Annotated in this window: 15 protein-coding genes and 1 pseudogene; 3 read left to right on the top strand and 13 right to left on the bottom strand. The window is 60.8% G+C overall.

The window, feature by feature from the left end:
* Both H9X86_RS10295 and H9X86_RS10290 read left to right on the top strand, forming a co-directional pair.
* Window positions 1-419 (top strand): annotated as a pseudogene (locus tag H9X86_RS10295) (hypothetical protein); the annotation flags it as partial.
* An 83-nt stretch (window positions 420-502) separates the two neighbouring features.
* Window positions 503-1,537 (top strand): zinc-binding metallopeptidase family protein, encoded by a 1,035-nt coding sequence (locus tag H9X86_RS10290; RefSeq protein ID WP_204901440.1) that lies wholly within the window; start codon window positions 503-505, stop codon window positions 1,535-1,537.
* Window positions 1,538-2,188: 651 nt separating this feature from the next.
* On the opposite strand, the gene H9X86_RS10285 is transcribed toward H9X86_RS10290, so the two are convergent.
* From H9X86_RS10285 to H9X86_RS10225, 13 genes are all read right to left on the bottom strand, one after another.
* Window positions 2,189-2,875, bottom strand: coding sequence for a V-type ATP synthase subunit D (locus tag H9X86_RS10285; RefSeq protein WP_204901439.1), 687 nt, complete (start codon window positions 2,873-2,875; stop codon window positions 2,189-2,191).
* Window positions 2,876-2,878: 3 nt separating this feature from the next.
* Window positions 2,879-4,261, bottom strand: coding sequence for a V-type ATP synthase subunit B (locus tag H9X86_RS10280; protein ID WP_204901438.1), 1,383 nt, complete (start codon window positions 4,259-4,261; stop codon window positions 2,879-2,881).
* On the bottom strand, window positions 4,258-6,033 hold the full coding sequence (locus H9X86_RS10275; RefSeq protein WP_204901437.1) for a V-type ATP synthase subunit A: 1,776 nt from the start codon (window positions 6,031-6,033) through the stop codon (window positions 4,258-4,260). The genes H9X86_RS10280 and H9X86_RS10275 overlap by 4 nt, the downstream gene beginning before the upstream one ends.
* 215 nt (window positions 6,034-6,248) lie before the next feature.
* Window positions 6,249-6,563 (bottom strand): V-type ATP synthase subunit F, encoded by a 315-nt coding sequence (locus tag H9X86_RS10270; protein WP_204901436.1) that lies wholly within the window; start codon window positions 6,561-6,563, stop codon window positions 6,249-6,251.
* A 15-nt stretch (window positions 6,564-6,578) separates the two neighbouring features.
* Complete coding sequence (locus H9X86_RS10265; protein ID WP_204901435.1) at window positions 6,579-7,577, bottom strand: V-type ATPase subunit; 999 nt, start codon at window positions 7,575-7,577, stop codon at window positions 6,579-6,581.
* Between the two features lie 44 nt (window positions 7,578-7,621).
* Window positions 7,622-8,212, bottom strand: a complete 591-nt coding sequence (locus H9X86_RS10260) for a V-type ATP synthase subunit E (protein WP_204901434.1) — start codon at window positions 8,210-8,212, stop codon at window positions 7,622-7,624.
* A gap of 15 nt (window positions 8,213-8,227) precedes the next feature.
* Window positions 8,228-8,722, bottom strand: coding sequence for a V-type ATP synthase subunit K (locus H9X86_RS10255; protein ID WP_087234373.1), 495 nt, complete (start codon window positions 8,720-8,722; stop codon window positions 8,228-8,230).
* A gap of 1 nt (window position 8,723) precedes the next feature.
* Entirely contained in the window at window positions 8,724-10,730 is a 2,007-nt protein-coding gene (locus H9X86_RS10250) for a V-type ATP synthase subunit I (protein WP_204901433.1), read from the bottom strand.
* Window positions 10,730-11,044 (bottom strand): hypothetical protein, encoded by a 315-nt coding sequence (locus H9X86_RS10245; RefSeq protein ID WP_204901432.1) that lies wholly within the window; start codon window positions 11,042-11,044, stop codon window positions 10,730-10,732. Before H9X86_RS10245 ends, H9X86_RS10250 begins: the two co-directional genes overlap by 1 nt.
* A 285-nt stretch (window positions 11,045-11,329) precedes the next feature.
* A complete protein-coding gene (locus H9X86_RS10240) occupies window positions 11,330-12,022 on the bottom strand; it encodes a beta/alpha barrel domain-containing protein (RefSeq protein WP_204901431.1) in 693 nt (230 codons plus the stop codon).
* A 34-nt stretch (window positions 12,023-12,056) separates the two neighbouring features.
* The gene (locus tag H9X86_RS10235; RefSeq protein WP_204901430.1) at window positions 12,057-13,130 is read right to left on the bottom strand and encodes a putative glycoside hydrolase; all 1,074 of its coding nucleotides are present in this window, start codon (window positions 13,128-13,130) and stop codon (window positions 12,057-12,059) included.
* Window positions 13,131-13,255: 125 nt separating this feature from the next.
* Complete coding sequence (locus H9X86_RS10230) at window positions 13,256-13,510, bottom strand: pro-sigmaK processing inhibitor BofA family protein (RefSeq protein WP_204901429.1); 255 nt, start codon at window positions 13,508-13,510, stop codon at window positions 13,256-13,258.
* Window positions 13,507-13,743, bottom strand: coding sequence for a DUF2508 family protein (locus H9X86_RS10225; RefSeq protein WP_204901428.1), 237 nt, complete (start codon window positions 13,741-13,743; stop codon window positions 13,507-13,509). Before H9X86_RS10225 ends, H9X86_RS10230 begins: the two co-directional genes overlap by 4 nt.
* A gap of 218 nt (window positions 13,744-13,961) precedes the next feature.
* On the opposite strand from H9X86_RS10225, the gene H9X86_RS10220 reads away from it, so the two are divergent.
* The gene (locus H9X86_RS10220) at window positions 13,962-15,704 is read left to right on the top strand and encodes a Na/Pi cotransporter family protein (RefSeq protein WP_204901427.1); all 1,743 of its coding nucleotides are present in this window, start codon (window positions 13,962-13,964) and stop codon (window positions 15,702-15,704) included.
* The last annotated feature ends 122 nt before the right edge of the window (window positions 15,705-15,826 follow it).

Here is a 15,826-nt window from a genome sequence, read left to right as displayed (position 1 = left end):
GTCCCCATCGGCCCCAGCCCAAGCCCCAGCCCTGCTGCCTGCGCCAACAGGTGCTCAGCAGCCTGGAGCAGTGGCAGATGGCCCGGCTGCTGGTGCGGCGGGCAGGCAATCAGGCCAGACAGATGACCGCCATTGCCGCCCAGCTCCACCAACAGGCCAAGCAGTTGTCCACCGCCTATTTTCTCCAGTCCGGGGTGCGGTACTGGCCGGTGGCCCAGCTGACCCAGCCCCGCATGACCACCTATGTGGGTGGACTGCGCCAGCTCTACCAGCGCTGTCAAGCCCTGACCCAGGAGTTCCACACCTGCCGTCCCAAGGCTCCATCCCAGGACGTGGCCCAGCTCTATGGGCAGCTGACCCAGGCGGGAGAGAAACGCTGTGCCCTGCTGCGCTCTCTGCTGGAGCAGACCCACATGTAAACTTGCGCACCGCTGTACCCCTGTGCTATACTGGATTTCGGCGGATTTTGACGCCAATCTACCGATAAAGGAAGGAATACACTGTGGAACAAGTGGTACAATATGCCGTTGACCAGGCCCTGGCCCTGCTGGCCATTGACAGCCCCTCCGGTTACACCGGAAAGGTGGCAGAATATGCATACAATCAGCTGAAAGAGCTGGGCTTTGACCCTCAATACACCCGCAAAGGTGCGGTGCTGGTGAATCTCACCCCCAACCTGCCCCAGGAAAACGGGCTGCTGCTGCTGGCCCACCTGGACACCCTGGGCGGGATGATCACCCGTATCACCGGAGAGGGCCGCATCCACATCATCAATGTGGGCGGTCTGCGCCCCCACAACTGCGAGGGGGAGAACGTGCGCATCATCACCCGGGGGGGCAAGGTGTATACCGGCACCTTCCAGCTTCGCAATCCCTCCTCCCACGTCAACCCCAACTACGCCGACACCCCCCGCACCTTTGACACCATGGAAGTGGTGCTGGACGAAGAGGTGTTCTCCAAGGAAGAGGTGGAGGCTCTGGGCATCGCAAACGGGGATGTGGTGTGCTTTGACCCCCGCACCACCGTCACTCCCTCCGGGTACATCAAGAGCCGCTTTTTGGATGATAAGCTGTCTGCAGGCATCCTCCTGGCCCTGGCCCGCCAGGTCTCTCAGGGCCAGGTGACCCCCAGCCGTCCCCTGTGGCTCCACCTCACCGGGTACGAGGAGGTGGGCCACGGCGGCTCCACCTCCGTCCCCGCCGGCATCACCGACGTGGTGGCGGTGGACATGGGCTGTGTAGGCGATGGCCTGGAGGGGGAGGAGCGCAAGGTGTCCATCTGCGCCAAGGACGGCCGTTCCCCCTATGATTACGCCCTCACCAGTGCACTGATTGCCGCAGCCAAGGAGAGCGGCGCGGACTACGCCGTGGACGTGTTCACCAACTACGGCTCGGATGCGGATGCCACCCTCACCGCCGGGTACGACGTGCGCCACGGCCTCATAGGCCCCGGAGTGTTCGCCTCCCACGGCTATGAGCGCAGCCACAAAAAGGGCGTGGGGAGCACCTTGAAGCTGCTGGACGCCTTTGTGGGGTGACAGAATAGGACAAAGGGAGATGCAAGGCTGGCCTTGCATCTCCCTTTCTCTTCGGTTTTGGCCTGCCCGCCAGGGGACGCGCTCCGCTGGGGTCCATTTTGACCGGGCAAAATGGACGAAAACCCGCTTAGGGCGTTCCCCCCTAAGAACCCCCCCTTGGGGCACCAGGCTGGAACTGCGTCAAGCTGGTGTTCGGCCCGTGACCCTTGCTGTGGCTCCTGTTTGTGCCACCACACCAGGCCACCCTGGGCAGCTGGCCCTATGGCTGAGCGGTTTTGATATCCGGGCCTACCATGGAGAAGCGGCGTTCCCGCCGCCGAGAGCCAGTCTACCGGCAGCTGGGAACAGCTGCTTTACCAGGGTAAGGCCCTGGCGGTAGAAGGATGCACCAGCAGAGGAGCAGGCACTTCCAATAGAACTATCATGCCATCTATGTGACCCCACCGGGCCAAGGGCCGCAAAGAGGAGGACGCAGGTACACCCAGTACTGCGGGGTGGATTCCACAAGGCGGGGGAAGGCCCCGCCTTTGGTGGTCTTTGGTTCCTTTCTGGCAGCAGAAAGGAACCCCCAGCGGGAAGCGCGTTCCCAGGCTGCCAAGCCTGGTATGACGGAAAAAAACAAGACGCCCAGCGGCGTCTTGTTTTTTTGCCTTATTGGAAGTTCTTCATGGCCTCGGCATCCCGGGCCTTCTGCTCCTCCAGGGCCTGCTGGAGCAGCATATCCTTCACCTTCATCAGGCGGGTGGTGGTGGAGCGGTCGTTTTCATCCAGCTTCATGGTGATATACCGGATGGCCTCCTGGGTATTGGGAATCAGCACATACTCCAGGGCGTTGACCCGGCGGCGGGTCTTTTCGATCTCCTCGGCCAGCAGCTGGGCGGTCTTTTCGATCTGGGCCAGCTGAAGCATGGACTGGAACACATCCCCCAGGGCCTCCACGGCAGAGTCCAACTCGCCGGAGGTGTTGGCAAAGCCATAGGGGAAGATGTCTGAGGTGTCGCTGGTACAGGTCTTGTAGGTGTACTTGGGCACGTTGACGCTCATCACGTTGTGAAAGCTCATGTCCAGCTCCACGCTCTGCTTGGGGTACATCAGGGCCTGCTCCATGGCCGCCCCGCTCATCAGGGCGGAGGCCACGGTGAAGGAGCCGTGCACCCGCATCAGTTCCGCCTCCACCTGGCTGCGCAGGGCTCGCACCTCACGCACGGTGTCCAGAAACTGCTTCATCAGCTCGTCCCGCTTGTCTTTCAGCAGCTTGTGACCACGCTGGGCGGTTTTCAGCTTCCGCTTTAAGCGGGTGAGCTCCATTCGGGTGGGATTGACAACGGTGGCAGCCATTGTTTATCCCTCCTTCTTGGGCATATACTTGTCGATATACTCCTGTTTGATGCGCTTGAGCTCGGCAGTGGGCAGGATGGACAGCAGTTCCCAGCCCAGGTCCAGGGTCTCCTCGATGGTGCGGTTGGTCTCGTAGCCCTGGTTGACGTAGCGGCGCTCAAACTCGTCGGCAAACTTGGCGTACAGCAAATCGGTGGGGGTCAGAGCGGCCTCACCCAGAATGGACATCAGCTCCTTGTTGTCCTTACCGGTGGAGTAGGCGGCAAAGAGCTGGTTCATGGTGTTGGCGTGGTCCTCACGGGTCTTACCCTCGCCGATGCCCTTGTCCTTCAGACGGGACAGGGAGGGCAGCACATCCACAGGGGGATTGATGCCCTGGCGGTAGAGGGCACGGGAGAGGATGATCTGACCCTCGGTGATATAGCCCGTCAGGTCGGGGATGGGGTGGGTCTTGTCGTCCTCGGGCATGGTGAGAATGGGGATCATGGTCACAGACCCGGGCTTGCCCAGCTGACGGCCAGCACGCTCGTACATGGTGGCCAGGTCGGTGTACAGGTAGCCGGGGAAGCCACGGCGGCCGGGCACTTCCTTCTTGGCAGCAGACACCTCACGCAGAGCCTCGGCGTAGTTGGTGATGTCGGTCAAGATGACCAGCACGTGCATTCCCTTCTCAAAGGCCAGGTACTCGGCAGCGGTCAGGGCCATACGAGGGGTGGAGATACGCTCCACGGCGGGGTCGTTGGCCAGGTTGGTAAAGAGCACGGTGCGGTCGATGGCGCCGGTGCGCTTAAACTCCTGGACAAAGTACTCAGACTCCTCAAAGGTGATGCCGATGGCGGCAAACACCACGGCAAAGTTGCCCGCATCGTCACCCAGCACACGGGCCTGACGGGCGATCTGGGCGGCCAACTGGGCGTGGGGCAGACCGGAGCCGGAGAAGATGGGCAGCTTCTGGCCACGCACCAGGGTGTTCAGACCGTCAATGGTGGACACACCAGTCTGGATGAACTCGTCGGGGTAGTCACGGGCGGCAGGGTTCATGGGCAGGCCGTTGATGTCCCGGTACTCCTCGGCCAGGATCTCAGGGCCGCCGTCAATGGGCTTACCCATGCCGTTGAACACACGGCCCAGCATATCCCCGGACACGCCCAACTGCAGGGGGTGACCCAAAAACCGCACCTTGGACTGAGCCAGGTTGATGCCGGCGGCGGACTCAAACAGCTGCACCACAGCGGTGTCGCCGTTGACCTCCAGCACCTTACCACGGCGGATGCCGCCGTCGGGCAGCTCCACTTCCACCAGCTCGTCATAGGTGACGTTTTCCACCATTTTGACCATCATCAGAGGAGAGACGATCTCCTGGATGGTTCTGTATTCACGAATCACAGGGTCTCACCTGCCTTTTCCACAACTTCATCAATTTCCCGCTCCATCTGGGCGGAAATTTCGGCGTACACGCTCTCGTACTGGTCAGCGGGCACGGACTTGGCACGGCCAATGCGCTCCCGGGCGGGGATGGCAAACAGCTCCATGGCAGGGGCTCCCTTGGCGATGGCCCCCCGGCAGAGCTTGTCGTAGTCCAGGATCATGGCCAGCAGCTTGGCCTGACGGTCATAGCTGGAGTAGGAGTCCACGTCCACGAAGGAGTTTTGCTGCAGGAAGTCCTCACGCACCATACGGGCGGACTCCAGGGTCAGCTGGTCGTTGGGGGACAGGGAGTCCTTACCCACCAGCTGCACAATTTCATTCAGGCTGGCCTCGCTTTGCAGCAGAGTCATGGCCTGCTCCCGATTCTGCATAAACTCAGGGCCAAAGTTCTCGTCAAACCAGGGCTTCAAAGAGTCCAGGTACAGAGAGTAGGAGTTGAGCCAGTTGATGGCGGGGAAGTGACGCTTGTAGGCCAGCTGGGCATCCAGAGCCCAGAACACCTTGACGATGCGCATGGTGCCCTGGGAAACAGGCTCGGACAGGTCGCCGCCGGGAGGAGACACAGCGCCCACAGCGGTGAGCGAACCACGGCGGTCGTCGCTGCCCAGGCAGGACACGGAACCAGCCCGCTCGTAGAACTGGGCCAGACGGGAGGCCAGGTAGGCGGGGTAGCCTTCCTCACCGGGCATCTCTTCCAGACGGCCGGACATCTCACGCAGAGCCTCGGCCCAGCGGGAGGTGGAGTCGGCGATGACGGCCACGTCGTAGCCCATGTCACGGAAGTACTCGGCGATGGTGATACCCGTGTAAATGGAGGCCTCACGGGCAGCCACAGGCATGTCGGAGGTGTTGGCGATGAGCACGGTACGCTTCATCAGTGTCTCTCCGGTGCGGGGGTCCACCAGCTCGGGGAACTCACGGAGCACGTCGGTCATCTCGTTGCCACGCTCGCCGCAGCCAATGTAGATGACGATGTCCACGTCGGAGAACTTGGCCACAGCGTGCTGCATCACGGTCTTGCCGGAGCCGAAGGGGCCGGGGATGGCGGCAGTACCGCCCTTGGCCACGGGGAAGCAGGTGTCCACGATACGCTGACCAGTGGACAGGGGACGCACCGGGGGATACTTATGCTTATAGGGACGGCCCACACGCACGGGCCAGCGCTGGCTCATGGTGATCTCCACGTCGGTGCCGTCTTCCTTGGTCAAAACAGCCACCACGGTCTTGACGTTGTAGGAGCCAGCGGGGGTGACGCTCTTCAGAGTGCCCTTGAGATAGGGGGGCACCATGATCTTGTGCAGCACCACGGGAGTCTCGGGGACAGTGCCGATGATGTCGCCACCCTCCACCTTGTCGCCCACCTTGGCCACAGGGGTGAAGTCCCACAGCTTCTCCTGGTCGATGGCGGGCACTTCCACGCCACGGGGCAGGTTGTTGCCCCCCACCTTCTTCATGATCTCTTCCAGGGGACGCTGAATGCCGTCATAAATGTTCTCGATCATACCAGGGCCCAGTTCCACGCTCATGGGGTAACCGGTGGTTACCACCTCGGCGCCGGGGCCCAGGCCGGAGGTCTCCTCGTAGACCTGGATGGAGGCAGCGTCGCCGTTCATGGTGAGGATCTCACCAATCAGACGCTGGGGACCCACACGCACCACGTCGGACATATTGGCGTCCGACAGGCCGGTGGCCACCACCAGGGGGCCGGAGACCTTAACTACTTTACCCATATCGTCGAAACCCTCTTTCTAGGTTTTGATTTGTGTGTTCAAACACGCCATGGCAATGCCGAGACATGGCGACAAGTGCTATGGCGGAGCAATTTTGTGCCAGACCGAGGCGTGGCTTTGCAGAAATCCTTTGTGGATTTCAAAAAGTCACAACGATGGTGTGGCGCAAAAGGGCCCGTCAAAGCCGCAGCCGTCATGGCGAGGGATTGCCTAAATTACAGGATGTCTGCGCCTACGGCACGCTCTACCGCTTTTTTGATGTTCTGCATGCCGATGCCCAAGCTGCCCTCTTTGCCGGGAATGAGGATGATGGCGGGGGTCAGCTCGTCTTTATACCGGGCGATGTCGCTTTCCATATTGGCGGCCAGGGTCTCGGTGAGATAGATGATGCCGAAATTCTCCTTGGCCAGGGTGTGGAGGGTGGTGCGGGCCTGGTCCACGCTGTCCACCGGGTAGGTGGCCAGCCCCAGGGCCTTGAAGCCCAACACGCTGTCCTTGTCGCCCACAACGGCGATTTGATAACTAGCCATGTCCGCTCCCCTCCTTTAACCGTAGGTACGGCGCAGACGCTGCCGGATGGTGTTCCCATCCAGACCCGCCATGCGGCCGGACAAAATGGTGCGAATGGCGGTCATCTCCGCCTGTCGGGCGTAGAGATAGCCCACAATGGGCTGCTCGCCAAAGGCCACCCGGCGACCGGCGCCCAGGTACTCCATCACCGCATCGTCGCACTGCCGCTCAAAGTCGGTGAGAGCCCCAGAGCCAGGGGCGGACAGGGCCGAACCCGTGGCAGCGGCCTGGGAGAGAGGACTGGTGCGGAACAGGCCCGCCAGCTCGTCCCCCCGGGCCGTGGCCAGGGTACGGGCGGGGACATTGCCCCCGGGCACCAGCACCTGCTGGAGAAAATCCATGCCCTTGTTCAGCCGGGATGCCCGGACACAGGAGCGCAGGTTGGCCATGTCAATGGTCAGGGCCACATAGCCCTGTAAGAACTTACTGTCCGCCTTCTTGGCCAGATCAGTCAGCTCCTCAAAGTAGGCCCGATCCAGGATAAAATCCGCCATCTGAGGATCTCCCGTAGAACCCAGGGTCTCCCGAGCCCGGGACACCCCCCGGCGGAAGATGTCGGAGCAGCCCCGCAGATCCTCCCGGCCATAGTCCTCGGCCAGCTTTTCAGGTGCGTACCGTCCGCCCCCCACCAGCAGGGACTCCTGGTTTGACCCCAGGGCTTCCCCCTTCACCAGCACCTTGGCATTGTGGTAGTCGTAGCTGCACCGGAACACATCCAGCAGCGCCCGGTTGCCCACGGCGGTATTCAAATCGTGGAACAAAGCTTCCTGCGCTTTGGCCAGAGTGTCCTCTATGGCCTGGGCCGTCACCTGCCCCATCTCCTCATATCCGCACTCGGTGAGCACCTTGGCAGCCTCGGAAAGCTCCCGGGCCTCAATCATCCGCTCCATGCGCTCATGGTTGAGCAGTCGGTTCTCCATGGCGTGGATGCGGGCGGATATAGTCAAATAATCCAAATCTTTCTCGTGTGACATGGTTGATTTCCCCCTTTCTGAAATGATGTGTGAAAGGGTCTGCATCAACCGAAGAGCACGTCTGCCACCTGGGTGGACAGGGTGTTCCGCTGCAGCCGCACCAGGGTCTCGAAGGTGCAGTTGACCTCCACCACCCCGTCGCTGAGGATGAAGCCTCCCTGCATGGGGCGGGTCTCCTGAGACAAGGTCAACTGACCCTTATCCCCCAGCTTCTCGTTGGCGGCCACCACCACAGCCTTGCCCACCCGGGCCCGGTCTGCCACGGAGAAGATGAGCTTCTCGTTGCCCTTGGCAGCGGCCTGAACCGCCAGATCCGCCAGCAGGGAGACATACTCCTCCTGGGGCAGCTGGGTGAGCTTTTTCAAAGCCAGCCGGAAGGCCTCGTCAATGACCTCCTGCTTGGCCCGCAGCACCTCCTTGCGGCACTCCAGCTGAGCCACGCTGGCCAGACGTTCGCCCCGCTCCACCGCAGCCTGTTCTCCCCGACTCAGGATCTCATCCGCCTGGGCCTGCGCCTGAGCCTGATACTCAGCGGTGATCTTCTCCGCCTCGGCCTGGGCCGCTGCCAGCACGTCGTCGATTTCCCGCTGGGCATCGCTGCTGATGCGGTCTATGATCTTCTCGATTCCGTCCATAGTCTACCTCTCAGCTCAGAAGCCGAACATGATCATCAGGAAGGAGATGAGCAGGGACAAAATGGCGTAGAACTCCACGATGATACACAGCACCATGCCCTTGGACCAGTCGTTGGGGTTCTTGGCCACGATGTTCACCGAAGCGGCGGCCACACGGCCCTGGGCAATGCCGGAGAGCAGACCACCCAGTGCCATGGGTAGGCAGGCGGCCAGAATCAGCAGGCCGTTGGCCACGCTCAGCTGGGCCACGGTGCCGTCAAACAGGCCCATCTTCATCAGGGCCAAAAAGCCGATGACCAGGCCGTACAGACCCTGGGTGCCGGGGATGACCTGCAGGATCATGCACTTGGAGAACTGAGAGGGATCCTCGGACAACAGGCCGGCGGCGGCCTCACCGGCCAGACCGGTACCCTTGGCGGAACCGACGCAGGCCAGGCCTGCAGCCAGAGCAGCACCCAGAAATCCAAAGAAGGGACCGGCATACATGGTCAGAAATTCGCTGATATACATATTATTTTTCCTCCTCAATATCGACGTACTTGGTGTTGATTTCCAACGGACGCCAGGGACGTCCGCCTTCCTGATAAAATTGTTTGAAAAATTCCAGATATTGCAGTCGGGACGTGTGTACATAGGTACCAATGACATTGAGCCCGATGTTGAAGCTATGTCCCAGCAGGAAGATGATGAAGAAAATTGGGATCCCCAGCGCCGGGGGCAGCCCGCTGCCGGGCATGGCCGCCAGGATGTTGAACACCTGGCCGATGACCGAGCCGGCCAACATCATCACCATCAAGCGGGAGTAGGAGAGGATGTCTCCAAAATAGCCGGTGACACCGTTGTACACCGCACCGATCACCGCACCCAGCTTCCCGCCGATGCCCTTGGCCCCCCGGGCCTGGCCCAGCAGCATCAAACAGCCCACGATCAGCACCACCGGGTAGCCCGACACATTGCCGATGCCCAAGGCAAACAGGGCGATGCCCACAAAGATGACCCACCAGGATCCCACGTCCAGCACCGCATCCAGCACCTTGCCGTCCCGGCACAGCATCCAGAACTTCACCGCCATGCCCACCACGATCTGAACCAGGCCTACCACCAGGGAGAACACCAGCACACTCATGGGATCGCCCATGACGTTGAGCAGCGGGCCGGGTACGCCGCTGCCCTCGGGCGCCGACAAAAACGGAATCACCGGCTGGGGCAAGCCCAGCATCCCGGTAAACTGCACCAAAAAGTCGGAGAAAAAGCCACCGGTGAGCAGGCCGATCACCGCAGAGGAAATGCCGCACATGATCATCAGCCGCACCAGCTGACCGAATCCCCCCTTGGGACGGATCCGCCACTGGATGAATGCGGTGACGGCGGCCAGGATCAGGCCGTAGCCCAAATCGGCAAACATAAAGCCAAAGAAAAACACATAAAAGGGCATCATCAGCCCATTGGGATCCACTCCGTCATAGGCGGGCAGGGAGTACATGGTGGTAATGGTGGTCAGCGGCTCGGTGAGCCGGTTGCTCTTGAGCTTCACCGGCACCGTGGGATACTCCTCCCGCTCCGGCGCCCGGATGTCCCAGGCGCAGACATAGCCCCTCAGGGCCTGTCCCAGCGCCTCTACGTCGGGGTCGGGCACCCAGCCCTCCAGATAGAAGGCACATTCCGAATCCACCAGTCGACCCTTGGCCTCCTCCCGAGCGATGTCCTGAGCCACCCGGTCCAGGCACAGACGCAGAGCGTCCCGGTGGGGGGCAAAGGAGGCGATGTGCTCTTTGGCCTCATCCATCTTCTGGGCCACCACCGCCAGCTGGTTGTCCAGCTGCCGGTCATTGTCCGCCGCCGTTCCTGTCCAGCCCCGGAGGTTGGAGCGGGAGAAGCCAAACTCCCGCATGGCCTCACAACAGGCCTGCTCCACCTCCTTGTGGCAGACCAGCAGGAAGTATTGCAGCTCCCGGTCCGCCCCGGCATGGCTCAGGCTGGTCAGCTGGCTGGCCTGGGTCACCGCCGCCTCCATGGCGGCGTAATCCGCCCGGGCGGGGATGGTGCCGAAGATCACGGCAATGTTCTCATCCCCGGACAGCTCCAAAGGTACATCCAGGGACAGCCATGGGGCCAGCGCCGCCTTTTGAGTTTGCAGCTTGCCCTGCTCTGCCGTGAGGTTGGCCAGCTCCCGCTCCCCGTCCACAATGGCCTGAGCGGTGTCCAGCCCCCGCCGGTAGCTGTCCTGGTCGAACAGCTCCTTCCGGCTCAGCCGGGGCCGGGGGCGCAGCAGCCCCCCCTTGAGAGAGACGTGCCTGGCCAGTACGTTCAGCGCCTGGTTGAGCAGATTGCTCTGCTCCCGGGCGGTGGCCAGTCCCTGTCCATCCGGCTTGCCCACCGCCGCCCACTGGGGATCGGAGAGATCAATGGCGGGCTCGTCCACCTCCACGCACCCCAGCTTTTGCAGCAGGTGCAGCAGACTCTCCCGATCCGACCGCATCCCCATCAGGCGCAGCCGTTTCATTTTTACGATTGCCATCAGTGATTCCCTACCCTTCCAACAATGAGGTCAGCAGCACGGTCCAGGCGGCCACGGGCCTCCTTCTTCAGGGCCTCACAGGCCACAGCGTTGCCCTCCAGTACCTGGCGGGACTGCTGAGCGGCCAGCTCCTCGGCCTGGGCCATCATGGCTTTGACCTTCTCCTGGGCCTGGGCCCGAGCCCCCGCCACCAGTTCCTTGCCGGCCCGGTGGGCGTCAGCGACGATCTTCTTGGCCTGGGCGGCTGCCTCAGCCTTCTGGCTGCGGCTGGTCTGCTCGGTCTGGGTGACCTTTTGGATGGCTTCAAATGCCATAGTTTCTCACCTCTTTCTACCACTCAAAACTCGTGGATGTGTTAGTTTAGATTTTCCCCGATTATGCTAAAATTGTACCACATTTGTCAATTCAGTTCAATCCTTTTTTAATGTTTTTGGCAAAAAAGTTCTATACTTCTTTTTGTAAAATCCAGTGCTTTTTTAGATATTTTATTATTTTTTTATCTCTTTTCTGCTTTGCTACCTATTTAACTAATGTTCCACAAAAAGAATCCCCCAGAGCCTGTACCCTGGGGGACTGGTGGTTTACCGTATGTTGCAAGCTCAGGTTTCTCCCTGCTCCTGGCGGTATCGCTGCATGGACACGGCAAACAGTTCCGCACTGCTGGGAGGGGTGTATGTAATGGCGTTGGCCCCGGCGGCGATGGTCTCCAAAATGCTCTCGTCGGTGGGGCCGCCGGTGGCGATGATGGGCACGGTGGGGAACTTCTCCCGGATAGAGCGGACGATCTGAGGGGTGTGCCGGGCACCGGATACATTAAGAATATCCGCACCCGCCTCCAGGCGGGCTGCCACATCGGTATGCTCAGACACCACGGTGACCACCACGGGAATGTCCAGCACCTGCTTGAGCCTGCGCACCACGTCGTTGTGGGTGGGGGCGTTGACCACCACGCCGAAGGCACCCTCGTGCTCAGCGTCGTTGGCCAGATTCACCACCCGCAATCCCCGGGTGACACCGCCGCCCACACCCACAAACACAGGCATGTCGGCGGCCTGCATCACCGCACGGTGGATGGCGGGCTGGGGGGTAAAGGGATAGACGGCAATGACAGCATCGGCATTGATGTTGCGGATCACTGCCACGTCGGTGGTGAAGGCCAGAGATTTGATGCGCCGCCCAAACACCCGAATGCCAGAACACTCGGAAATACAGGTGGGGATCTTGATCATATGGCTGCGCAGGGTGCCCTCGTACTCAGGCACCCACTTGCGGGAAACGAGTTTGTCTGTCATGGTCTTCTCCTCTGTCGACTCTATGTGATAAGGCTCATTCCCAAATGGTCTGACCGCTGTTTGCGCTCTGGCGTGCCATCTGCCCAGCCGCCTGGATACCGGCCTGAGTCAGAGCGGCATCCACCTGGGACTGCTCCACATCCTGTGTGGTCACCCACACCCGTTGGGCGTACTTTTTCAGCAGCTGGGGGGTCAAGCCGGTGACAGTCCCCCCATCCACCACGGACTCTCCCCGCACCTGGGCAGAGAGCACCACACCGCTGTCCGCCAGAGCCGTGGACAGCTCCTTCCAGAGCAGCTCCACGGAAGTGGTACGATCCCCGGGGTAAATGGAGGACTGGGCCAGTGCATACACTTCCCCTTCATCAGGGTAGTGGGCGCCGCTGAGCACCAGCTCATCAAATCCCATCTGGGACAGCTCCACACACACCTGCTCCAGGTAATCCCGCACGGTTTGGGACATGGGGCTGACCCAGCTCATGCCCCAAAAGTCATACCAGCGTCTGCCGCTTTTGGTCACCAGCACGCTGTTTTCCACATTGAGCCCTGCCAGCAGCTGATCCCGGAGGCAATCCACCCTTGCCACCAGATAAATCCCCTGATCGGAGAGGGATTTGAGGGCATCGGTGAGGCTCTTCTGGCCAGACACTGCCCCCCACTCCTGGGCCTTGGCCACCTGGCTGGGCCATTTCAGATGACCCGACCTGTCCTTGACCTCCACCACCAGGGCGCTGCACCCAGCCTGTTCCACTCGACGCTGGGCACTGCCGTCCAGCAGCTGGTCTACGGTGACCTCCACGGCACGAATTTCCGTCATCTGGGGTTTGGGAGACACCGTGGGAGATGGGGTGGCCTCAGGCGTCTGGGACTCACTCACCTCCTGGGTGGCCGGGGCCGGATCCTCCTGGGTGTCCTGGGTGGACTGCGCCGTGTGATCCTGGAAGGTGGGCAGGCTGGGCAGAGAAAACTCATCCTGCTTGGCCAGCAGAAATCCTGCGCCACCTACCACCAACACGGCCAGGATGCACACCAATACCTTGAGGAAGAAGCTGCCTGCACTCCCCCTGCCCTGATATTTTTTGTATCCCATGCGGTTTCGTCTACTCACCGAAACCACCCGCCTTTCCTCTGTGGTTATCCTGTGCCTGGGCCTTCATCGCCCAGGCTGTGCTCCTTATTCTACCACAGCTTCTCCGTCGATTCCAGCGGCTTTTTTTATATATTCTGCAAATACTATCGGAAAACCCACTGGGTGAGCAAAAGCAGCCCAAATCCAGGCGCACCCAACACCCCCAGCACCAGAGCATTAAACGCATTGAAGCCCAGGGTGATGCCCAGGGTCGGCCCCACACCTTGCAGCCCCCACAGCACGGCAAGTCCCACGCACCAGCGCAGGAGCAGCCGTCCAACACGGCGCAGCGGCCCTGTCAGCGCTGCCAGCAGCACCAGCGCACCCAAAGCCACCCCTATCCAGACCCCCCAGCTCATATCAGGCCCTCATCAGCGGCATCCAGACGCTTGACCTGGCGCACCAGATAGGAGTAGCGGCTGCGCAGGGCGTTGATCTCATACACACAGGCATCCACCAGATCCGGATCCGAGTGCAAATTGAACTGGGCATAGGCCTGGCTCAGCTCCACCCGGGTGCGGGCCACCCCCTCCATCAGACACCGGCGTTCCTCCTGCCGAGGGTTCTTCCCCCGCCGTCTACCCACCGTCATACAAATTCCCCCTTGGTTTTTTGTTCCAGTTTCCTTCCCAGTTTAAGCAAAAATCCAGAAAATTATTCCGCTTATGGGTTTTGTGATAACACACGGAAATTGGTGGCGGGTTTGCCTCTATATTTTCCTCTTACACACTCTTTACACTCCAATTACGTCTATGGTATACTATGACCAGTTATGTCCAAATTTGAAGAAAAAGATTGAGGTATGTGATTATGGATTTATTCGACGTCCTGACCATGCTGGGCGGCCTGGCTCTGTTTCTCTTCGGTATGTCCGTCATGGGCGACGGACTGGAGCGGGCAGCGGGCAATAAGCTCAAATCCATCTTGGAGCGACTCACCTCCAGCCCTATCAAGGGCTTTTTCTTAGGTCTGGTGGTCACCGCCATCATTCAGTCCTCCTCCGCCACCACCGTGATGGTGGTGGGCTTTGTCAACTCCGGCATCATGAAGCTGGGGCAGGCTGTGGGCATCATCATGGGTGCCAACGTGGGTACCACGGTGACGGCCTGGATCTTGTCCCTGTCCGGCATTCAGGGAGACAGCATCTTCATGCAGCTGCTCAAGCCCACCTCCTTCTCCCCCATCCTGGCCGTCATCGGTGTGGTGCTGTATGTGTTCCTCAAGGACAACCGGAAACGGGACATCGGCGCCATTATGCTGGGCTTTGCCACCCTGATGTTCGGCATGGACACCATGTCTGGGGCTGTGGCCGGGCTGAAGGATGTGCCTGAGTTCACCAACATCCTGCTGATGTTCTCCAATCCCATTCTGGGCGTGCTGGCCGGTGCAGTGCTCACCGCCATCATCCAGTCCTCCTCTGCCTCGGTGGGTATCTTGCAGGCCCTGGCCTCCACCGGTGTCGTTACCTTTGGCTCCGCCATCCCCATTATCCTGGGCCAGAACATCGGCACCACTGTCACCGCCATGCTCTCCTCGGTGGGTGCCAACAAAAACGCCCGTCGAGCCGCCCTCATCCACCTGTACTTCAACGTCATCGGCACCATCACCTTCCTCATTCTGTTTTTCGCCCTGCAAATCTTCATCCCCATGCCCTTCCTCAAGGACAGCATCAACGAGTTCTATATCGCTGTTGTCCACACCGTGTTCAATGTGGTGTGCACCCTGGCTCTGCTGCCCTTCAACAAGCTGTTGGTGAAGCTGGCCTGTGCCACCATTAAGGACGAGGCCCAGGAGTCGGAAGTGATCCTCCTGGACGAGCGGCTGCTGGTCACCCCCTCCATCGCCCTGGAGCAGTGTGCCAAGCTGGCCTCCGGCATGGCCAATCTGGCCAGCGAGTCGGTGAAGCGCTCCCTGGGTCTCATCTCCAACTACAAGGAAGAGGATGCCAAGCTGGTGTGCGAGGTGGAGGACCAGCTGGACCAGTACGAAGACCTGATGGGTTCCTACCTGGTGAAGCTGTCCACCAAGACTTTGTCAGTGGATGACAGCCGGGTGGTATCTCTGCTGCTGCACTCCATCAGCGACTTCGAGCGCATCAGCGACCACGCCAAGAGCATCCAGATCTCCGCCCATCGTATGTGGAGCAAGAACAATCCCCTGTCCCAGGACGCCCAGGAGGAGCTGAACGTGCTGGCTCGGGCGGTGTCCAAGGTCACCCGGGAAACCGCCAAGAGCTTCATGGCCGACGACAGCCAGCGGGCCCACAAGGTGGAGCCGCTGGAGCAGGTGGTGGACCGCCTGTGCGCCCACATGAAGGCCCGCCACATCAAGCGCCTGCAAGAGGGTGCCTGCAAGGTGGAGCAGGGTATGCTGTTTATGGACGTGCTGGGAGATTGCGCCCGCATCTCCGACCACTGTTCCAACGTGGCCGCCGCCATCATCGAGCTGCACCACGACAGCTATGACACCCACCAGTACCTGGGGGATCTGCGCAATGACCCCGAGTTCAAGGAGCTGTACCAGGAGTACAAGGCCCAGTACCCGCTCCCCTAATCCAAGAAAGTCCAAGGGCCTGTTGCAAAATAGGCCAGGACAATAGGAACCCCCCGGCATAGCCGGGGGTTCTTCATATGCGGGCAAAGCCCTTTGTTACTAGCCACGCCTAAAGGCGTTAG

The sequence above is a fragment of the Pseudoflavonifractor capillosus genome (assembly GCF_016902575.1).
GTDB classification, from domain to species: Bacteria; Bacillota; Clostridia; order Oscillospirales; family Oscillospiraceae; genus Enterenecus; species Enterenecus capillosus_A.
The sequence above is the reverse complement of the archived record's forward strand: the minus strand, read 5'-3'. Positions and strand labels throughout refer to the sequence as shown.

Coding starts and splice junctions, on each gene's coding strand:
- H9X86_RS10285 (WP_204901439.1), bottom strand. CDS start 2,875: ATGGCTGCCACCGTTGTCAATCCCACCCGAATGGAGCTCACCCGCTTA.
- H9X86_RS10275 (WP_204901437.1), bottom strand. CDS start 6,033: ATGGGTAAAGTAGTTAAGGTCTCCGGCCCCCTGGTGGTGGCCACCGGC.
- H9X86_RS10270 (WP_204901436.1), bottom strand. CDS start 6,563: ATGGCTAGTTATCAAATCGCCGTTGTGGGCGACAAGGACAGCGTGTTG.
- H9X86_RS10265 (WP_204901435.1), bottom strand. CDS start 7,577: ATGTCACACGAGAAAGATTTGGATTATTTGACTATATCCGCCCGCATC.
- H9X86_RS10260 (WP_204901434.1), bottom strand. CDS start 8,212: ATGGACGGAATCGAGAAGATCATAGACCGCATCAGCAGCGATGCCCAG.
- H9X86_RS10255 (WP_087234373.1), bottom strand. CDS start 8,722: ATGTATATCAGCGAATTTCTGACCATGTATGCCGGTCCCTTCTTTGGA.
- H9X86_RS10250 (WP_204901433.1), bottom strand. CDS start 10,730: ATGGCAATCGTAAAAATGAAACGGCTGCGCCTGATGGGGATGCGGTCG.
- H9X86_RS10245 (WP_204901432.1), bottom strand. CDS start 11,044: ATGGCATTTGAAGCCATCCAAAAGGTCACCCAGACCGAGCAGACCAGC.
- H9X86_RS10240 (WP_204901431.1), bottom strand. CDS start 12,022: ATGACAGACAAACTCGTTTCCCGCAAGTGGGTGCCTGAGTACGAGGGC.
- H9X86_RS10230 (WP_204901429.1), bottom strand. CDS start 13,510: ATGAGCTGGGGGGTCTGGATAGGGGTGGCTTTGGGTGCGCTGGTGCTG.
- H9X86_RS10225 (WP_204901428.1), bottom strand. CDS start 13,743: ATGACGGTGGGTAGACGGCGGGGGAAGAACCCTCGGCAGGAGGAACGC.
- H9X86_RS10220 (WP_204901427.1), top strand. CDS start 13,962: ATGGATTTATTCGACGTCCTGACCATGCTGGGCGGCCTGGCTCTGTTT.